This is a genomic window from Microbulbifer sediminum (genome assembly GCF_021729035.1).
GTDB classification, from domain to species: domain Bacteria; phylum Pseudomonadota; class Gammaproteobacteria; order Pseudomonadales; family Cellvibrionaceae; genus Microbulbifer; species Microbulbifer sediminum.
On the sequence record NZ_JAJSAP010000011.1, the window covers coordinates 45,895 to 62,738 of the forward strand.

The 16,844-nt window shown below is 62.1% G+C and carries 11 protein-coding genes and 1 tRNA gene; 9 read left to right on the plus strand and 3 right to left on the minus strand.

Going from position 1 to position 16,844, the window contains the following annotated elements; genetic code table 11:
- Positions 1-23 precede the first annotated feature (23 nt).
- Positions 24-1,424 carry an adenylate/guanylate cyclase domain-containing protein gene (locus LVD11_RS15960; RefSeq protein WP_369413328.1) on the minus strand — a complete coding sequence of 467 codons (1,401 nt, stop codon included), beginning with the start codon at positions 1,422-1,424 and terminating at the stop codon, positions 24-26.
- A 265-nt stretch (positions 1,425-1,689) separates the two neighbouring features.
- Between LVD11_RS15960 and LVD11_RS15965 the strand changes: the two genes are divergently transcribed.
- Positions 1,690-2,253 (plus strand): nitroreductase family protein, encoded by a 564-nt coding sequence (locus LVD11_RS15965; RefSeq protein ID WP_237060613.1) that lies wholly within the window; start codon positions 1,690-1,692, stop codon positions 2,251-2,253.
- A gap of 211 nt (positions 2,254-2,464) precedes the next feature.
- A tRNA-Ser gene (locus tag LVD11_RS15970) sits at positions 2,465-2,552 on the plus strand.
- A gap of 423 nt (positions 2,553-2,975) precedes the next feature.
- Here LVD11_RS15970 and LVD11_RS15975 read toward each other — a convergent pair.
- Together LVD11_RS15975 and LVD11_RS15980 are read right to left on the minus strand one after the other, a co-directional pair.
- A complete protein-coding gene (locus tag LVD11_RS15975) occupies positions 2,976-6,116 on the minus strand; it encodes an efflux RND transporter permease subunit (protein WP_237060614.1) in 3,141 nt (1,046 codons plus the stop codon).
- Between the two features lie 12 nt (positions 6,117-6,128).
- Positions 6,129-7,304: an efflux RND transporter periplasmic adaptor subunit gene (locus LVD11_RS15980; RefSeq protein ID WP_233005644.1), complete on the minus strand. Its 1,176-nt coding sequence runs from the start codon at positions 7,302-7,304 to the stop codon at positions 6,129-6,131.
- Positions 7,305-7,740: 436 nt separating this feature from the next.
- On the opposite strand from LVD11_RS15980, the gene LVD11_RS15985 reads away from it, so the two are divergent.
- From LVD11_RS15985 to LVD11_RS16015, 7 genes are all read left to right on the plus strand, one after another.
- The gene (locus tag LVD11_RS15985; RefSeq protein ID WP_233005643.1) at positions 7,741-8,400 is read left to right on the plus strand and encodes a LexA family protein; all 660 of its coding nucleotides are present in this window, start codon (positions 7,741-7,743) and stop codon (positions 8,398-8,400) included.
- Complete coding sequence (locus LVD11_RS15990; RefSeq protein ID WP_237060615.1) at positions 8,397-9,680, plus strand: Y-family DNA polymerase; 1,284 nt, start codon at positions 8,397-8,399, stop codon at positions 9,678-9,680. The genes LVD11_RS15985 and LVD11_RS15990 overlap by 4 nt, the downstream gene beginning before the upstream one ends.
- Before the next feature lie 811 nt (positions 9,681-10,491).
- Positions 10,492-11,727 (plus strand): cation:proton antiporter, encoded by a 1,236-nt coding sequence (locus LVD11_RS15995; RefSeq protein ID WP_237060616.1) that lies wholly within the window; start codon positions 10,492-10,494, stop codon positions 11,725-11,727.
- A gap of 25 nt (positions 11,728-11,752) precedes the next feature.
- Positions 11,753-13,942, plus strand: a complete 2,190-nt coding sequence (locus tag LVD11_RS16000) for an FUSC family protein (protein ID WP_237060617.1) — start codon at positions 11,753-11,755, stop codon at positions 13,940-13,942.
- 50 nt (positions 13,943-13,992) lie between these two features.
- Positions 13,993-14,205 (plus strand): DUF1656 domain-containing protein, encoded by a 213-nt coding sequence (locus tag LVD11_RS16005; RefSeq protein ID WP_233005639.1) that lies wholly within the window; start codon positions 13,993-13,995, stop codon positions 14,203-14,205.
- A 3-nt stretch (positions 14,206-14,208) separates the two neighbouring features.
- The gene (locus tag LVD11_RS16010) at positions 14,209-15,333 is read left to right on the plus strand and encodes an HlyD family secretion protein (RefSeq protein ID WP_237060618.1); all 1,125 of its coding nucleotides are present in this window, start codon (positions 14,209-14,211) and stop codon (positions 15,331-15,333) included.
- On the plus strand, positions 15,308-16,828 hold the full coding sequence (locus LVD11_RS16015) for an efflux transporter outer membrane subunit (RefSeq protein WP_237060619.1): 1,521 nt from the start codon (positions 15,308-15,310) through the stop codon (positions 16,826-16,828). Before LVD11_RS16010 ends, LVD11_RS16015 begins: the two co-directional genes overlap by 26 nt.
- The last annotated feature ends 16 nt before the right edge of the window (positions 16,829-16,844 follow it).

The window sequence follows — 16,844 nt, forward strand, 5'->3', positions numbered from 1 at the left end:
CGGGCGGGCTGTGCCCACACGGGTCAGATAATGACTTTGTTCTTGAGGGTCTGCGTGGCTTTTTCGAGCGCCTGCAGGACCTTGCCCTTGTCGTAATTGCGGATCTTGTCCAGGTCCAGGTGGATGGAGAAACCGGGCGCGTGGTCCTCCAGGTAACTCTGTTGCCCACCCAGGTTCTTGCGCAGGTCGGTGACCTGGTAAACCTTCACCGGGGTGCTGAAACCTTTCACTGTCACATGGCCCTTGTCCCGGCACATCACCGACTGCTTGATCAGCGCCCAGGTCTCGTGGCTGATCAGGATCTCACCCGGCTGGGCGGCCCCCTCCAGGCGTGCGGCCAGGTTCACATGGGTGCCCATCACGGTGTATGACTGGTGGTTGGCGGTACCGAAAATTCCCACGGTGCAGTAGCCGGTGTTGATGCCCATGCGCACCTGCAGCGGCCGGGCGATCCCCTTGTTGTACCACTCCTGCTTCATCTCCCGCACGCGCTTGCGCATCGCCAGGGCCATGGCCACACAGCGCAGGGCGTCCGACTTGGGGCCCTTGCTCTCGTCATCGCCGAACACCACCATCACCGCATCGCCGATAAACTTGTCGATGGTGCCGCCATACTGGCCTGCAATACGCGCCATTTCCGACAGGTAGCTGTTGAGCAACTGGGTGAGGGTATCGGCCTCGAGCTCCTCGGTGAGCTGGCTGAAGTCTTTGATATCGGAGAAAAACACGGTAAGCAGCTTGCGCTCGGTGACCAGCTCCTCTTCCTTGCCGGTAGTCACAGCGCGCCAGAGGCGCTGGGGTAGGTACTTGGACAGCTTATAGGTGCGCATCTTGGCCAGGTGCTGGTCGGCGGTCAGTGAGCGATTGGCGCGCTTGAGCTGATCAATCTGGGCGTGGGTATAGAATGCGTAGGCGCAGAAATAGGTAAAGACGCCAATGAGGCTGGCGACACTGATGTTCAGGTCGGCATTGATCACCAGTGCCGGGCGATGCAGGAGGTAGCCCACCGCTACACCCAGCAACAGGCCGGTATTGTGCTCGAACCAGCGACGCCCGCCACCCTGGGTCAGCGAGTTGAACTGCACCATGGTGACAAAGAGCAGGGTGGGGAGCAGGCTGAAATCGGCCAGGGCGATGGCCATGCCGATCAGGGTGGTGTCACAGAAGGAAAGGCAGCGCCCGACAAAATCCGCATTTTCCGGGCCGGTTCGCCGGCTAATCTGGAAAGCGACCCCGGTGTACAGCAGCAATACCACTGCCATACCCGTTACCAGCATCTTGTCCGGTGTCCAGGGCGAGGACCAGTCAATGGCATTGAACAGCGTGCCGGCCGCAGCAAAGCAAATCAGCGTACGGAAATAGAGCGGGTACAGGGACTCCAGATTCCTACCGGCAACGGTCTCTGACTGATCCAGCATCGACATTGTGATTTTCTTTATGCCCTTGAACGAAAAATAGCCAGCGTTGTGGCTGGCGTCTTTTTTTATTATCCGACCTTTATTTGACGCCACACCTGTCCCCCAAGGACAGGAGTGCAGTGTACTCCGGAACAGTGAATAATGCGAAACCTTGTTGCCGCATTCTGGCTGACAGGTATGGCAGTTTAGAATAAAGAGTTCGTCCGGCTAATTCGTTAGAATGGCGCCAGATTATTAACGACACCAATACTTCTTTAAGCAGGAGAGAACCATGGATGCGCTGTACGCCCTCCACCACCGGGTATCCGTAGGTAAGTTAACCGAGCCCGCGCCCCCGGTAGAGCAGCGCGAGCGTATTTTCCGGGCGGCCCTGCGCGCGGCCGACCACGGCTGCCTGCGCCCCTGGCGCTTCCTCCAGGTCGAGGGGGCGGCGCGGGAGAGGCTGGGGCAGGTTTTCCTGCAGGCCATGGAAGAGGCCGAGGGCCCACTCTCTGCGTCCAAACGGGAGAAGACCGTGGCCATGCCCCTGCGCGCACCCCTGATAGTGGTGGCTATCACCACCCTCCAGGACCATCCCAAGGTGCCGCATATCGAGCAACGCCAGTCCACCGCCGGCGCAGTCCAGGCCATGATCACCGCCGCCTTCGCCGAGGGGGTGGGCGCGTACTGGCGCACCGGCCCGCTGGCCCGGGACCCACTGGTCGCGCGCAAGCTGGGCCTGGCCGGCAACGAGCGCATCGAGGGCTTTATCTACCTGGGCACTCCCGGCAAGCCCCCCCGCGAGGCCCCGGAGCAGGCGGTAGGGGACTACTTCGGCCAGTGGATCGGTGACTGAGTGCCAAAATCGGGGCTGGAGGGCGGAATTTTCACTCTTTTTGCCCCCAAGGCTTGCTTCCCGGCCTGCGTTTATGTAAAGTGCGCGCTCGCTGGACGGGACGTATGTTCCTGATTAGCAAGACAATTTCCCCAATTGAAGGCCCGAGGGCAGGGGAGATTGATGCAGGCGTGCAGAGGCAGCAAGAGCCCGAAACGCGACAATCAGATTTGGTGAGGTGTCCGAGTGGCTGAAGGAGCACGCCTGGAAAGTGTGTATACCGAAAGGTATCGAGGGTTCGAATCCCTCCCTCACCGCCATTAAACAAAAAAGCCCGGCAAACGCCGGGCTTTTTTGTTTAACCGCGTTGCGGGCGGGTGAGAACCCTCGTGGTTCGACCAACTCGCGCAAGCGAGTTGGGACCGAGGCGCTTGCGCCGAGCCCGCAGGGTCAAAACACGCTCAGCGTGTTTTGAGTCCATCCCTCCCGGCGCCTCACTTCTATCTCGATCTGTGCGTATGCCGCCGCTTTTGTTTAACCGCGGCGAGGGGGATTTGGATGAAAACCCCCGTTCGAGCCGGAGGCAGCGAAGCTGCCGGAGACCAGCGAGCGCAGCGAAGCTAATCCCGCCTGGAGCCCTTCTCGCGAACAGTTCGTTGAGGCTCTGAGTGAAGCCCGGCAAACGCCGGGCTTTTTCATCCATCCAACAGGCAGCCTCTCCACCGCCTGCTGCTTACATAGGATTAGTCGACAGCCTCAATCCCCTCACGGGGACTCCCCGTAAAGTAAGACCTCACCCGCTTCTTGACCCGGCCGGCACTCGTGCTGATATCCACCCCAATCCCGTACAGCGCCGGCACCAGCAGCAGCGTCACAAAGAACGCCACGAAGACCCCGAACGCCAGCGCCACCACGATCGGCTGCAGGAATGCGGCCTGGATGCTGCGTTCCATCATCATCGGCATCAGGCCGACGATGGTGGTGACGGTGGTCAGCAGGATGGGGCGGAAGCGGGCCACGCCAGCTTCCACGATGGCTTTCAGGGGATGCATGCCCTGGTCGCGCAGCCGGTTGCTGTGGTCCATCAGCACCAGGTTGTCGTTGACCACCACACCCGCGGCAGCAGCGATACCGAAGTAGCTGAAGATGGCCATGGTCATGCCGGTAACGGCGTGCCCGAAGATGGCGCCGACAAAGGCAAAGGGAATGGCCACCAGGATCAGGATCGGCTGGGAGTAGCTGCGGAAGGCCACTGCCAGCAGGCTGTACATGGCGAAGAAGGCCATGGTGTACAGGCCCAGTACTTCCTGGATAAAGCGCTTCTCGCCCTCGGCCTGGCCCACGGCACCGCGGATGATTCCCGGGTAGCGCTTTTCCCAGTCGGGGAAGAAGTTCTCGTTCAGGTCCTTCATGATCTCGCCGCGCACGTCGTCCTTCAGGTCCGCCATCACGCGCGCGGCGCGGTTGCCGTTCCAGCGCTGGATGCGCTTGATGCCCGGTGCGTATTCCAGTTCTGCCACCGCCAGCAGGGGCACTTCTCGGCCATCGGCGGTGCGCACGCGGAAGTCCTTGAGGCTCTCTATGGAGCGGCGGGATTCCAGCGGGTAGCGCACCATTACCTTCACGTCCTGGCCGGCGCGGGGCAGGCGTTGTACTTCCTCACCGAAGTAGGCCTGGCGTACCTGGCGGTTGACGTCTGCCAGGGTCAGGCCCAGCTTGGCAGCGCCGGGCTGCAGGTCGATGCGGATCTCCTCCGATGCGCCCTCCAGGTTGTTGCGCACATCGTAGAGGCTTTCATAGCTGCGCAGCTGGTCTTCCAGTTCGGCCGTGGCCGCGCGCAGCACCTCCAGGTCCGGGTGGCGGATGGAAAGCTCGAAGCCGGGCCCGTTGTTACCCATGGAATACTGTACCGAGACTTCCTTGGCATCCGGGATATCCCCCAGCAGTTCCCGCAGGCGCAGCGCCGCATCCTTGGCGGACATCTCGCGCACTTCCGGCGGTGCCAGCTTGACGATGGCCAGTACGCTGTCCCGGCGGGAGCGGGTATACCAGTTCTCGATCAGCACGCCCTGGCCGTCGGTGCGCTGGTTGACCTCCTCCACGAGGCGCTTTTCTGCGTCCTGCAGCTGGGCCAGCACTTCGAGTGCGCGGCTATAGGGCGCGCCCTCGGGCATCACAACGTTGACAATGACTTCGTCGGACTCGATCTCGGGCATAAAGCTCTTCTTCACCCAGCCACTGCCGAACATGCCGAAGCCAATCATCAGCACCGCGATAAAAATGCTCAGGGTGAGGTAGCGCCGGTCCACCGCCCACTGGCCGATACGGCGGTAGTGGTTTTGTGCAAAGTAAACGATGCAGTCGGCAATACCTTTCTGCAGGCGCCCGAAGCGGCCCAGCTCGGTGCGCGGTTTCAGCTTGCGCAGGTGCGCCGGCAGGATAAAGAGGGACTCGATCAGGGAGAACAGCAGCGCCAGGATGACCACCCAGGTGATATGGCGCGTGAACTCACTGGTCGAACCGCTGATAAACAGCCATGGCAGGAATGCGAGCATGGTAGTGACCACGGCAAAGACCACCGGCTTGGCCACCAGTTGTGTGCCCAGTACCGATGCCTTGATCCCGGCATCGGGCTGCCGGTAGTCAACATTGTGGGACTGGGTGTGGATGCTCTCGCCCACCACGATGGCATCGTCGACGACGATGCCCAGTACCAGCAGGAAGGCGAAGGTGGACAGCATATTCAGCGAGACACCGACACTGGGAAGCAGTACAAAGGCGCCGGCGTAGGCGATGGCGATACCGATGGCTACCCAGAAGGCCACTTTGGGGCGCAGGCTGAAGAACAGTACCAGTAATACCAGTATCAGACCCAGGAAGGCGGATGAGCCGATGGTATACAGGCGGCCCTTGAAGTCCTCGGCATTATCGGTCCAGAGCGTGAGCTTGGCACCGGCCGGCAGTGTTTCTTTGCGATCGGCAATCCACTGGCGAATGGACTGGGATGCGGTAGTGATATCCATGGTCTCGGTGCTCATCACCTGCAGCAGCACCGCCGGCTCGCCGTTCAGGGTGGCAAGGATTTCGTTGTCCTCGAAACCGTCCACCACGGTGGCCACGTCACCCACGCGAATGGTGCCGCCGTCCGCCGTCTGGCGCACGATAATATTGGCAAACTCCTGTTCGGTGTCGGCCTGGTTACGTACCTTCAGCTGGTAGGCGCCTACCTCGGTGCGCACGGTGCCGGCGGACTGGTTGATGGAGCTGGCACGGATGGCATCGGCCACTTCCTGGAAAGTAATGCCGTAGCGGCGCAGGTCCAGTTCACTGACCTCGATGGAGACTTCCTCCATGCGGGTGCCGAACAGCTCCACCACGGAAATTGCAGGCAGGGTAGCGGCCTCGCGCCGCAGTTGCTCCGCCAGTCGTTTCAGTTCACGCTCGCCCAGGTCACCGTGTACCGCCACACGGATATATTCCTGGCGATTCACCCACTGGTGGACCTGCGGCGGTTCTATGTCCCGGGGAAAGGACGAGATGCTGTCCACGCGGATCTTCACGTCGTTCATAAACCGGCTGAAGTCCACTGAGGTCTCTGCGAGGATGTAGACTTCACCGAAGCCCTCGGACGAGGTTGAGCGGACCCACTCGATATTATCGAGGTCGCTGACCGCCTCCTCGATCCGGGCGACGATCTGCTCTTCCACTTCCTCGGGGGCGGCGCCGGGCCAGGCGACGCGAATTTCCAGGCCCGGGAAGCGCACCTGCGGGTCCATCTCCCGTTCCATCAGGCCGAAGCCGATAATGCCGGCGACGAAGATACCCACCATGGCCAGGTTGGCGGCGACACTGTTGCGGGCCCACCATTCAATCAATTTGTTCATGCGCGCACTCCGTTACTTGCGGGCCAACTGGGTAATGGGCTGTACGGCCATGCCGTCCACCACATTGGCGACGGTGGAGGTCACCACCCGCTCGCCATCAGCGACGCCAGAGGCGACCACGACCCGGCTTTCAGAAGTGGACAGGACTTCCACCGTGCGGATATCCAGGCGATCCTCTTCGTCGATCACGTAGACTTTGTCGGCATTGCGCAGGGCCTCCCGGGGGAGCACCGTGGCGCGGCGCTCCTGCACGCTCTCTGTCTCGGCAGTGACAAACAGCCCGACAGCGAGCGGGACGCCGTCACTGGCGCCCGCCCCATAGGGATCTTTCACTTCGGCCACGGCATAGATCAGACGTGTCTGCTGGTCCACCGCAGCCTGGGTGCGGACGATGTGTCCCTGCCACTGGCGCTGTTGCCGGCCCACCTGGGCTGACAGGGTTACCTGCGGGCCCGGGTTGTCGTTGCTGGCGACAAAGCCCATGGGCAGCTCCAGTTCCTGTAGTTGTGCATCGGTGAGTGGCAGGCGCACCTCAACGCGGTCGGTGGCAAATACCCGGCCCAGGGGCATGCTGGCAGTGACATACTGGCCCACGCCGATATCGCGGCTGATCACCCGGCCACGGAAGGGCAGCTTGATGCGCGTGCGTGCCAGGTTCAGTTTCGCATCGGTGAGCTCTGCCCTGGCGGAACGTAACCTGGCCTCGGCTTCCGCTACCTGGGGCTGGTTAACCTGCAGTGGGGTGGGCTTTTTGTTGGGATTGATGGATTCCCATTGCTTGCGCTTGATGTCGGCAGCGGCTTTCGCCTGCATCAGCAGGACCTCGGCCTGTCTTACGCCGGTTTCGGCACGGGCCACCGCCAGGCGATAGTCGGCATCATCAAGCTGGATCAGGGTCTCGCCGGACTCAAAGCCGGCGCCCTCGGCAAAGTTTTCCGAGATGGCAATAATGCGGCCGGAAACCTGTGGTGTCAGGTCGATCTCAGTGTGCGCCCGCACTTCCCCCTGGGTGCTCACCGCGAGGTGTACCGATTCCTCCCGGGCCTCGCTGAACAGCAGCGATACCGGGCGCTGCTCTTCCTCTTTCTTTTCCGGTGCCGGCTTGGCGGCGGACATGAATTGTACTACCCCGAACCCCAGCGCCAGCACCATTACTGGTGCGGCAGCTTTCAAAACTTTCTTCTTCATTTGTCTCATCTCGCCAGATTCGCCGAAATCCTTGCCGGCGTCAGTTGGTGTGAGTTGGTATGGACCGTGTGCGATAAGATCACGAAACCCCAAGAGCGGCTACAGGTGCGAAGCCGGGTTGAGCCGGTCGAGCGATGAATTCCTGTTGCCAACGATTCTATTGACGGGATGGGGGAGTAGTTTGGATGCAGCCGGTTACAGATTTTATTGATCGACCGGAAAAGAGGCGCAGCAGTATGTTTAATTTAGCGCCAGAAGGGCCGGTGCAATAGCCAGTGCCCGGCCCCCGGAAGCCGATGGTTCACCATGTTGGCATGGGGTGCCAAGTGCAGGCGCGCGGATACCGGGAGCGACTGGCGTGGCGCCGGACTGCCGGTCAGTCCTGTCGGCACCGCGGTGCTTGACCTGCTGGGGCTACCTGCCGAAAATACTGGATATGTGCACAGTATTTTCTAACCCTGTCCCGTTATTGCCAGTCGCCGTGTCCGCCGGCTTCCCGTCACCGGCGGCAGCCTATGCCGCCCGGCCTCTGGTGCTGGATGACTGGCTGTGGCCCAGCCGCGCCAGTTGCCAGCTGGTTCCCCTGGGCGGGCATGGCCGGGTGCACCTTGTGCTGGACCGGTCCCTGCAGCCGGTGGCGGGCGACCGGGTATGGGTCGGCGCCGATGCGGAGCCGCTGCAGTGGCCGCCGGCAGGCGCGGAAACAGGGGAGGGGACGGGGGTCGTGATCGCGGCCACCATCGCCCTTTACCGGCGGCGGCCCGATCCCGGCCCCGCGCCCGGCAGTATCCACGACTGGCTGATCCGGCGGCCCCACGCCAGTTACCTGGTGCGGGCCGAGGGGCATTCCATGACCGGCTTTGGTATTCACCACGGCAGCCTGCTGGTGGTGGATCGCAGCTGCGAGTTGCACGATGGTGACATTGTCATCGCCGGGTCCGAAGAGGGCTTCCTGGTCAAGCAATACCGGGGCAACCCGCCCCGGCTGTTGGCGGGCCACGGGGACTACCCGGATATTGTCCTGGCGCGCTCGCCGCAGTTCGACCTGGACGGGGTGGTGATTGCCAGCCTCACCCGGCACAGGGGGAAACCGTGAAGCGCTGGGACCAGCAGCCCGACCAGGTCGCCCTGGTGGACGTCAATAACTTCTATGTGTCCTCGGAGCGCGCCTTCGACCCCCGCATCCGCCACCGGCCGGTGGTGGTGTTTTCCAACAACGATGGCTGCGTGATCGCCCGTAGTGGCGAGGTCAAGGCGATGGGGGTGAAAATGGGCGTGCCGGTGTTCGAGGTGCGCCAGCTGTTCCGCGACCGAGGTGTTGTGGTGCGCAGCAGCAACTACGAGCTCTACCACGATATGTCCACCCGCTTCGTGGCGTCGCTGGAACAGTTCTGCCCGGATGTAGAGCAGTACAGTATCGATGAGAGCTTCCTGCGCTTTGCCGGTTTCGGCGAGGGGCTGGCGACACATTGCCAGCAACTGGTGACGTCGGTACACCGGTGGACATCCATGCCCTGCTGCGCGGGGATTGCCCCCACCCGTACCCTGGCGAAGGCGGCCAACCATTTCGCCAAGACCCTGGGTGTCCCCGGGGGTGTCCTGCACATCGGTTCCGAGTACCACCGCCAGCAGCTGCTCAGGCAGATGCCGGCAGGCGAAGTGTGGGGCGTCGGCCGCCGGCTGGCAAAGCGGCTGGCAACGCTGGACATCCACACCGCCTGGGACCTGGCGTCGTCCCATGTCCCCACTATCCGCAAGGCATTTGGGGTAACGCTGGAGCGCACCGTGCGGGAACTGCAGGGGATTCCCTGTATTGAACTGGCGCCGCTGGCGCAGGCGAAAAACGAGATCGTCTCCGGGCGTATGTTCGGCCGTTTGCTCGTGTCGTTTGACGATGTAATGGCGGCGGTGGCCAACCATGTGCAGCTGGCGGGAGAGAAGCTTGCCGCCCAGGATGGCGTCACCGGCCGGCTCACCGTGTCGGTCCAGACCCGGGGTGTCGGGCAGGAGTGGCGGCATGTGTCGGGGCAGGCGGAATTCCGCCCGGCAACGAAAGACAGCAGGGCGCTCACGTCTGCCGCCAGGGGCTGCCTGGAGGAGATATATGTAGCCGGGCGCGACTATCGCCGCGCTTCGGTCTGTTTTTCGGCTCTGGAACCGGCGCAGGAACAACAGGACGACCTGTTCGGCAATACCGGCGACGACGACAATGAACGACTGTCGGCTTGCCTGTCGGAAATCAACCGCCGGTTCGGGCGGGGCGGGGCGGTGCTCGCCAGTGCCCGGCTGTCGGACGAATGGCAAATGAAACGCGAACACCTGTCACCGGCATATACCACTGACTTCCGGCAGCTGCCGGTGGCGCGGACGGGATAGCAGGCAGTTACCGGAAGGTGGGGCGATGCGGGGGCGGCGTTGTTGGGAATATGCAGGAGGTGGGAGAGTAACCGAGTCCTCTCGCACATTGAGAGACATGTGGGCGTGATCACCGTCCCGAGCTGGCTTTGGCTGGCCAGGTTCAGGAAACAGGCTAAAGATATTCCGTGCCATCCCAGTCAAGTACTGGCAAGTCCTGTCCCTGTGCAAACTTCTCAGAGAGCACTTCCTCCGCCCTTGTGCCATCGATGGGAATGCCACTCCTCCACAAGTCGCCCGCCACGCCGTACGGCTTGCCGCCAAAGCAGGTGCTGCAGGTGACTTTATAGTAGTAGCCTTCGGTTACTTCGGCTTCCCTTCCGCAAATGACACACTGATCCATAATGCTTTCCGGTAATGGCGCTGATTTAGATGGGCGGGCTGTTAGTTGCCGCTAACACGATCTGCTGGCCCGCATTGAATGCCCGGCTTCTACTCATGTCGTTTGTCCGCAGTTCGCCGGGGCGCGGCGGCCTGCCGCGTACTCCCGGCTGAAAGGTAGTGCAATAAACACCCTAGCGGCCATACCAGGGGCACTTCAGGGCGGATGGTACATTCCATGGTATGGCAAAGCCCCAGCCGCCCAAGCCCGCCAGCACAGTGGCCCTATACAGCGCTGACACCGCCCGATCCGATGGCGTTCGGTTTGCCTGCATGCTCAGTGGGCAGGCGGGTAGGGCGATAGTGTCATCTAGACTAAGGGCAGCTTCCAGGTCCCTGCGCTGCCGAGGGTGGGCAATGGCTGGAACGCGCCACAAGGTTTGGGTTACCCATGAATTACCAGAATGTCTGTATCCTGGCGCTGTTTGTATTTCTCTACAGCGTCATCGGCGGTCGTGCGGACCGGACACCGATCAACGGTGCCCTGGTATACACCCTGTTCGGGTTCCTGATGGGGGCCCAGGGCCTGGGATTGCTGGATCTCAATGTTGACTCCGGGGGGATGCGTACGCTGGCGGAGCTGACCCTGGCCCTGGTGCTGTTCACCGATGCCGCCAACGCGGACCTGGGCGTGCTGCGGCAGACGATCAGGGTGCCGCGGCGCCTGCTACTTGTGGGCCTGCCCCTGACCATTGTGCTGGGTGCTGTCGTGGGCGCTTTCCTGTTCGACGGACTGAGCCTGTTCGAAGTGGCGATACTGGCGACCATGCTCGCACCGACGGATGCTGCGCTGGGCAAGGCGGTGGTGACCAATACCGCGGTACCTCCCTATATCCGCCAGGGGCTCAGTGCGGAGAGTGGGCTCAATGATGGTATTTGTGTCCCGATATTGTTTGTATTCCTGGCACTGGCCTCTGGTGCGGTGACACCGGAGGCCTCCAAAGGACTGGGGCTGATGCTCGTGCTGAAAGAGCTGGGCCTGGGCTTGCTGGTGGGGCTGGGATTGACGCTTTTGATGGCGCACCTCCTCCGGGCTGCGTCAGGGCGTGGCTGGGTCACAGAGACCTGGGGCCAGGTCCCGGTACTGGCCATGGCGTTGGGATGTTTTTCCGCCGCGCAGTGGCTTGGTGGCAGCGGCTTCATCGCAGCATTTTCCGGCGGGTTGCTGTTCGGCTGGCTGGCCCGGGCAGAGAAAGAACCGCTCCTGACGGCCGCGGAGGAGACCGGGGATACCCTGGCCCTCCTGACCTGGGTCGCCTTCGGGGCTGGGGTGGTCGGGAATTATCTTCACCTGCTCTCCTGGCAGGTGTTCTGCTATGCGGTCCTGAGCCTGACGGTGGTGCGCATGTTGCCGGTTTTCCTGTGCCTTGCTGGCGTCGGTTCCTCGACGTCGGAAAAGCTATTCATAGGCTGGTTCGGCCCGCGCGGGCTAGCGAGCATTGTCTTCGGCGTAATTGTACTGAATGAGAGGCTGCCCGGCGGAGGGACGATCGCAGTGACAGTGGTGTGTACGATCCTGCTGAGCGTCATTGCCCACGGCCTCACCGCCAACTCCTTTGTCCGCCGGCTGGCCGCCGGTGAGCCCAGCCGGCTCGCGCGCAGTGAAACCGACCATCACGAACGGTGAGCGGGGCAGGGGAGGACTTACCTTGATGCTGAAATTGCCCCCACTGAGCGTCGCTACTCGCGAATCAATAAAGACCGCCCTGGCGATGGTGTCAGTCTATGGCATTACCCTCAGCCTCGACTGGGGTAAGGCGGCGTGGGCGGGACTCGCGGTGGCAGTGGTGAGCCAGTCGTCGCTCGGTATGTCGCTCCACAAGGCAGCATTACGAATGCTGGGCACGCTGATGGCTGTGGTGGCCGCGCTGGTGATAGTGGCGCATTTTCCCCAGGACCGGTGGCTGTTTATGGCTGCACTGTCATCGTGGCTGGGAGTGTGCACTTATCTCTCGCTGGGGGCAAAAGACTCCTACTTCTGGCAAATTGGCGGCTGGGTCAGTGTGATCATCTGCGTCAACGCAGCCACCAGTCACAGCGGCGCCTTTGAAATCGCGATGCTGCGTACCCAGCAGACGGGACTGGGTATCCTGGTGTACTCCCTGGTGGCCCTGCTGATATGGCCACGCAACAGCAGAGGGGATCTCCGGGAGGCTTTCGAGCGGTTACAGTCTGCCCAGCTGGCGCTTTTTCAGGAGTGCCGGGCAGTGCTTGCCGGCGCCGGGCGAACAACGGCACTGGTGAACGCGCGCAGCGACCTTGTCCACGCGCAGTCGGCGGTCAGTCCGTTGCTGGATGCGGCCATTGCAGACAGCCACTTGGTCCACGAGAGACGCCGCGAATGGCAACAGCTGCTGGCATCGTCGACAGAGCTGACCGAGTTACTGGAGCGGCTGAGCGAAAGTCTCTACCAGGTGGATGACAGACTGTTGCGGGAACTGCTACCCGGTATCGACAGTTACTGCTCCGGAGTTGAAAGGCGCTTGCAGGCGCTGACGGGGCCCGTCGGAGAAATGCAGCCCGGCGAGCCACAAGAATACGGCAAAATAGCTGTCGAGGCGGCGCGCATTCCCGATTCCCGGCTACTGGATTCGGCTGTGGTTACCGTCCTCAGGAGGCTGTTGCAGCGGGTTTCCGAGCAGGTGGATAGCGTAGCCCAGGCCGCATGCGCGATTAGTAATGAAGCTAAGAGTCGCGGTAGTAAATTCCCGGCCGTGGCCGACACGGGTGCGGCGTCGAGGATGTTGGGGAACCTGATGCCCGATCCAGACCGGCTCGGCGGGGTTGCCCGGGTAATATTCACCATCTGGCTGGCTTACCTGGGTTACCTGTACGTTGACGGCCTGCCGGCAGGGCCACTGATCCTCTCCCTGGCCGCTTCACTGTCGATTGCACTGGCGGCAATGCCCTTTGTTGCACCGCGCAAAATATTCCTGCCAGTGTTGGTGGCCATTCTCTGTTCCGGGGCCATCTACCTGCTGGTGCTGCCGCACTTATCAACTTTCTGGTCGCTGGGACCATTGATCTTCGGCGTGACATTCGCCCTCTGCCTGCTGTTTTCCGGTCCCCGCAGGGCTGCCGGGCGGTCCATAGCGCTGGCATTTTTCGTGTCCGTGATGGGTATCAGCAACTCACAGGTTTACAGCTTCAGCGCTGTCGCCAACATGCTGGTTGTTGTCACCCTCCTGCTGATACTACTGTCCTTTGCTGCCTATATACCCTTCTCGCCACGCCCTGAGCGCATGTTCCAGCGCCAACTCGGGCAGTTTATGTGCAGCTGCGCGTGGCTCCTCACGGGCCGACCCACCGGTTGGCGCAGCCGCTATCACCGCAACCTGGTCGCCCGGATTCCTGCCAGACTCTCCCTGTTAGCGGGGGTTATTGAGCGGCGCTACCTGCCAGGGGATAGTGAGGCTAACTTGCGGGCTGTGGTTGCCCGGTGCGAGGCACTGGCCGCGCGTATCAATGCGCTCGTGGAGGCGCGCCTGCACGCCGGCGATGTTGCGGGCAAAAACGCTACAGGGGCGGCACTGGAATCCTGGCAGGGGGCCGCGGCTGATGCGCTGGAGCGATTGGCGGCTGTTACCCGGAAGGGGGAGCGTCCAGCCCCCGCCAATTCCAGCGCACGGGAAGGTGCACAACTGCGGGAAATCGAAAACCTGCTGCGCCAGTACCATGGCGCGACAGGGGCGCCTGCCGGTAGTCAGCCGGACGGGCGTCAGCTGGAAGGGGCACTATTACTGCTGGGGGTGTCCCGGAGTGTCAGTGAGCTACTGGCCTCCCTCACTGAGCAGCTGCGCGGGATTGACTGGCGAAAATGGAGTGAACCGCGTTTTTTCTAGCAAGGAACAGCAATTGCCAGGGCACAGCAACTCACGGAGTGATATACACGATGTTGCCAATACCTCATGAAATATCCCTGGGAGGGATTTACCTGCCCCCCCTGCTGCTTGCCGCTGTCCTGGGGTTCGGGGCGGCCACGATGACGGCACGAGCATTCGATCATTATCGACTCTCCCGGTATTTTGCCAGTCCCCCACTGGTCCTGATTGGCATGGTGATCATATACACCCTGCTGTTCGGCATTTTTTTTATTGGCATCTGAAACATGAATGCCGCGAGAAATTACCTGTTTTCCGGGCTGGTCCTGCTGCTTGCAATGGTGGTAGCACTCCTGGCCGTATGGAAGTTTCTCGAAAACCCATGGACCCGAAACGGCCAGGTGCGAGCCTGGGTTATTCAGGTGACGCCTAACGTGACCGGGCAGGTAGTGGATGTACCGGTGAGTGATAACCAGTATGTGCAGCGTGGCGCGCTCCTGTTCCAGATTGACCCGCGCCCCTTTGAGACGGAACTGGCGCGTGCCCGCGCAGAATACGACAAAACCGGTGATAGCTACCTGGCCACCGAGCAGCAGGTACAGGTTGCGGCGGCGCAGGTTGAGGCGGCCGAGGCTGCTGTCTGGCAGGCTGAGAGCGCTATAAAGGAAATTGATGCCGAGATCGAGAAGAGCCGTGCCGAACTCCAGCGGCAACGACAATTGTTGCCGCAGCGCGCCACGTCACGAAAATCGCTGGAGCGCGCGCAGGCGGAACACGCCATTGCGCGGGAAAAGCGAAAGGGGGCAGAGGCGAAACTGGCACAGGCGCGGGCTTCGCTCGACGGGGCCCGTGCTGACCTGGAAGAGGCCCGTGCACGGCTGGGTACTGTCGGCGAGGCAAATGCCAGTATCCGGGCTGCGCGAGCGGCCGTCCGGCAGGCGGAACTCAACCTGGAGTTTAGCCGGGTAACTGCGCCAGTGGATGGTTACATCACCAACCTGAGGCTGCGCGATGGGAGCCAGGCTGTCGCCAATAAGGCCGCCCTGGCAATTGTCGACGCCGGCAGCTTCTGGGTAGAGGGTTATTTCAAGGAAACCAGCATTGCACGGATTGCGCCGGGAGATCGTGCCGTCGTTACCCTGATGGCATATCCGGACCGGCCACTGGCGGGGCGGGTAGACAGTATCAGCCGCGGGATTTCACAGCAGGATGGCAGCACCGGCAACGAACTGTTGCCTGCGGTGAGCCCGACCTTCGACTGGATTCGCCTGGCGCAGCGCGTGCCGGTGAAAATCGTGTTGGACAATGTGCCCGACGATGTCGAGCTGCGGGTAGGAATCACCGGTTCGGTGATGGTGAAAAGCGGCACCGCCGCCCGGGAAGAGAATGGACCGATATCCCCTGGAAAGTAGGTCCTTGCCACAGGCCGTGAGGACGCTTGAGAGCCTGTGGACCCTACTGGTACTGGTCTGTTGCCTCGCGGGCTGCACCCTTGGGCCGGACTATCGGCCCCCGCCGGTGCCGCTCGAGGACAGCTGGAGTGAAGAGCGCAGTGCGCGCCTGGACAGCGGCCAGCCAGTCGATCCGCTCTGGTGGGAGCATGCATTCAGCGACCCGGTTCTGGACCAGCTGGTGGCTATATCGCTGGACCGGAATCTCACACTTCGCTCGGCTGCCTTGAGGGTAATGCAGGCACAGCAGCAACTGGCAATTGCCGTCGGTAACCAGTACCCACAGCTGCAGGAATTAGCCGGTTCTGTCTCGCGTACCAAGGAGAGCGAGCTGATCATCGAGGAATACGATATTGGCTTCAATCTCAGCTGGGAGCTGGATATGTGGGGGAGATTCCGACGCCAGGTGGAGTCCGCCAGCGCCGACCTTGGCGCCAGTGTGGCCGATTACGACGGTGTCCTGGTTTCGCTGGTAGCGCAGGTTGCCCAGACGTATGTGGCGATCCGAACCACGCAGGCACGGCTGAAGGTGGCCAGGAATAATATCGACCTGCAGGAAGAAAGCCTGCGTATTGCCCGGGCGAAGTTCGAGGCCGGGGAGGTCAGTGCGCTCGATGCCGAGCAGGCCGAAGCGCTGTTGTATAACACCCGCGCGGCTGTACCCAGCCTGGAAACCACGCTGCAGCAATTGAAGAACACGCTGGCGGTGCTGCTGGGAATGCCGCCCACGGCAGCCACATCACTGGCGGGGATGCCGGGCGCGATTCCGGTTGTCCCGGCACAGATTGCCATCGGTATGCCCCAGGACCTGTTGCGCCAGCGGCCGGATGTGAGGGCGGCGGAGCGACGCCTGGCGGCACAGGGACCGCAGATTGGTGTCGCCGAGGCTGAGCTGTACCCGGCCTTTTCCATCGGTGGCTCGATCGGCTCGCGTGCGATGGAAGCCGGTAGGCTGTTCGAGGGGGAAAGTGAAGCCTGGAACCTGTTCGGGGGCTTCCAGTGGAACCTGTTTAATTACGGCCGGCTGCGTAGCAATGTTCGCTTGCAGGATGCGCGCTTCCAGCAATTGTTGGAGGACTACCGCCAGGCCGTGCTGCAGGCCCAGGCTGACGTGGAGAATGCGATTGTGGCGTACCTGAAATCCCACGAACAGTTGGAAAGCTATCGCCGCGCCGCGGCGGCGTCGAGCCGCTCGGTGGCACTGTCGTCCGCCCAGTACACCAACGGGCTGGTCGGTTTCAACACGGTGATCAGTACCCTGACCGCTGACGCACAGCAGCAGGACCTGCTCGCCCGGGCCCGGGGTGCAGTGGCTGCCAACCTGGTGCAGGTATACCGATCACTGGGCGGCGGCTGGGAGGTACGTGAGAGCCGCAGCGTTGAGCAGCTGCTGCCGGTGCCGGTCCGGGATGAGATGCTCGATCGTACCGGTAAGTGGAAGAAGGTGCTGCAATAGGGAAGGCGGGAAAGTA